This is a genomic window from Gryllotalpicola sp. CP2-P1 (assembly GCF_057512245.1).
The window spans coordinates 1-2,213 of record NZ_JBLRDT010000304.1 but is presented as its reverse complement, the minus strand read 5'-3'; the positions used below and the strand labels follow the sequence as shown (position 1 = coordinate 2,213).

The window sequence follows — 2,213 nt, the reverse complement described above, 5'->3', positions numbered from 1 at the left end:
ATGGGCGAGAACGCCCCTGGGCCGGAATACGGCAGCGCGTGCCATGCGCCGTGCGCGTCACGACGATGCCCGACGGCGGTGCGGCCCGAGCGGCCGGCGACCGTGAACCCCGTGGCGGTGAGGCCGAGCGGTGCGAGCAGTTCGGCCGTGACGAAGTCGATGAAGGTCGACCCCGATGCCTGCGCGATCGCCTGGCCGAGCAGGGCGTAGCCGAGGTTCGAGTAGCGGAAGGTCGTTCCGGGGGTGCTGTCGCGCGGCGTGCCCGCGGCGAGCACCGCGCGGAACTCGACCTCGCTGAGGCCCTCCTGCCGGTCGGCCCACGGGTCGTCGGTCGCGAGGCCGCCCGACATCGAGAGCAGCTGGCGCAGTGACGGCGCCTCGGGGAAGCCGTCGGAGAAGCGGAACTCGGGGACGAAGTCGGTGATCGGCTGATCGAGCACGAGCGCCCCGCGGTCGCGCAGCAGCAGAGTGGCCGCCGCTGTGAAGCTCTTCGTGCAGCTCGCGACTCTGAAGGCGGTGTCTGCGTCGGGGGCGGCACCGCCCTCATCGAGCCGGTCGAGGCCGAAGCCCCACGAGCGCACCAGCTCGCCGCTGCGGTCGAAGACGGCCACGACCGACCCCGGCGCCACCCCGTCGGCGATGCGCGGCGCGAACAGCTCGCCGACGGCGGCGTCGAGGAACGGCAGGTCGGGAAGCTCGGTGCTGCTCACCCCTCAAGCATGCCCGGTTCGCAGGCATCCCCGGTCGTCGCGAATGCGGCTCATGCGGCGCGCTGAGCCCGAAACGCGACGACCCGGCCCGGGTTCAGAGCTCGGCGGTCGAATCCAGCGCGAGCACGTACGGGCCCGCGAGCGGGCGGAACCCGAGCCGCGCGTAGAAGGCTTGCGCCGCGTGGTTCTCGGGGCCGACGCCGAGCTGCACGCCGGGGATCCCCCGCTCGCGCAGCTGCCCGAGCAGCCGGCGCATGAGCGCGCGCCCCATGCCCTGACGCTGCAGCTCGGGCAGCAGGTCGATGTGCAGGTGCGCGGGGTAGCGGCCCTGGTCGGGGCCGATCATCCTCTCCGGGTGGTGCCCGAGCTCCACCAGCCGGTCCTCGGCCGAGTCGATGCGGGCGGGCAGGGGATGCCGCGCGGCGAAGCCCGGCAGCCACTCACTGCGGTACCTCTCGACGAAGCTCGCGGTGTCGGCCGCGGCGAGCAGGTACCCCGCCACCCGGCCGCCGACGTCGACGACGGTCGCGAGCTCGGGCTCGAGCGCGACATAGGGACCCGCGTAGATGTCGCCGAGCAGCGTGTCGTCGCTGAACTTCCCCGTCGCGTCGCGGCCGCTGTCACCCGTGAGCAGGCAGACGCGGTAGACGTCGTCGCGGTCGTCCGGGCGATAGGGGCGCAGCTCGGGCATCCTCACCGCCCCTCCCCCGTGCTGCCCGGCGCCGCCGAGCCGAGCGCGAGCGCGATCGCCTGCGCCCGCGTCTGCACGCCGAGCTTCGCGAACAGCGAGTTCACGTGCGTCTTGACGGTCGCCACGCTCACGAAGAACCGCTGCGCGATCTCGGGGTTGCTGCGCCCGCGCGCGATCTCGGCCAGCACCTCGGCCTCGCGTGATGTGAGGGTCGGGAACCTCTCGACGAGCAGCGACCCGTCGAGACGCGGCGCCTCGCGGCGCTCGTCAGCGGCCGGCCCCGCGCTGGTGAACGAGCCGATGAGCTTCGCGCCGACCTCGGGCGCAAGCGTCGTCTGGCCCCGCGCGACCGCGCGCACGGCGGCGGCGAGCTCGGCGCGCCCCGCGTCCTTCGTGAGGTAGCCGCGCGCGCCCGCCTTGAGCGCGGAGACGATGGAGGCGTCGTCGGCGTAGGTCGTGAGCACGAGCACAGCGACCTCGGGGTTCTGGGCGAGGACCCGCTCGGTGGCAGCGGCGCCGTCGAGCTCGGGCATCCTCAAGTCCATCAGCACGACGTCAGGCGCGAGCTCGGCGGCGAGCCTGACCGCGTCGAGGCCGCTCGCCGCCTCGCCGACCACCTCGAGATCGGGCAGCAGCTCAAGCACCGTCACGAGCCCGTCGCGCACGATGGCCTGGTCGTCGGCGACGAGCACGCGGATGAGATCGGATGCCACAGGCTTCAGCCTCTCGCAAGAGACGCCGTCGCCGACACCACGAAACGGCCGTCGCGTTCCCCCGCGGTCACGCGGCCGCCGGGCAGCTGCGCGAACCGC

General features: G+C 73.5%; 3 protein-coding genes. All 3 read right to left on the bottom strand.

Features of this window, described 5'->3' with window-relative positions; translation table 11 throughout:
• On the bottom strand, positions 1–710 hold a 710-nt coding region (locus tag ACM2XV_RS14545), incomplete at its 3' end, for a serine hydrolase domain-containing protein (protein WP_487027449.1).
• Positions 711–804: 94 nt separating this feature from the next.
• Complete coding sequence (locus tag ACM2XV_RS14540; protein ID WP_344776476.1) at positions 805–1,401, bottom strand: GNAT family N-acetyltransferase; 597 nt, start codon at positions 1,399–1,401, stop codon at positions 805–807.
• A 2-nt stretch (positions 1,402–1,403) separates the two neighbouring features.
• On the bottom strand, positions 1,404–2,114 hold the full coding sequence (locus ACM2XV_RS14535) for a response regulator (protein ID WP_344776478.1): 711 nt from the start codon (positions 2,112–2,114) through the stop codon (positions 1,404–1,406).
• Positions 2,115–2,213: the final 99 nt, after the last annotated feature.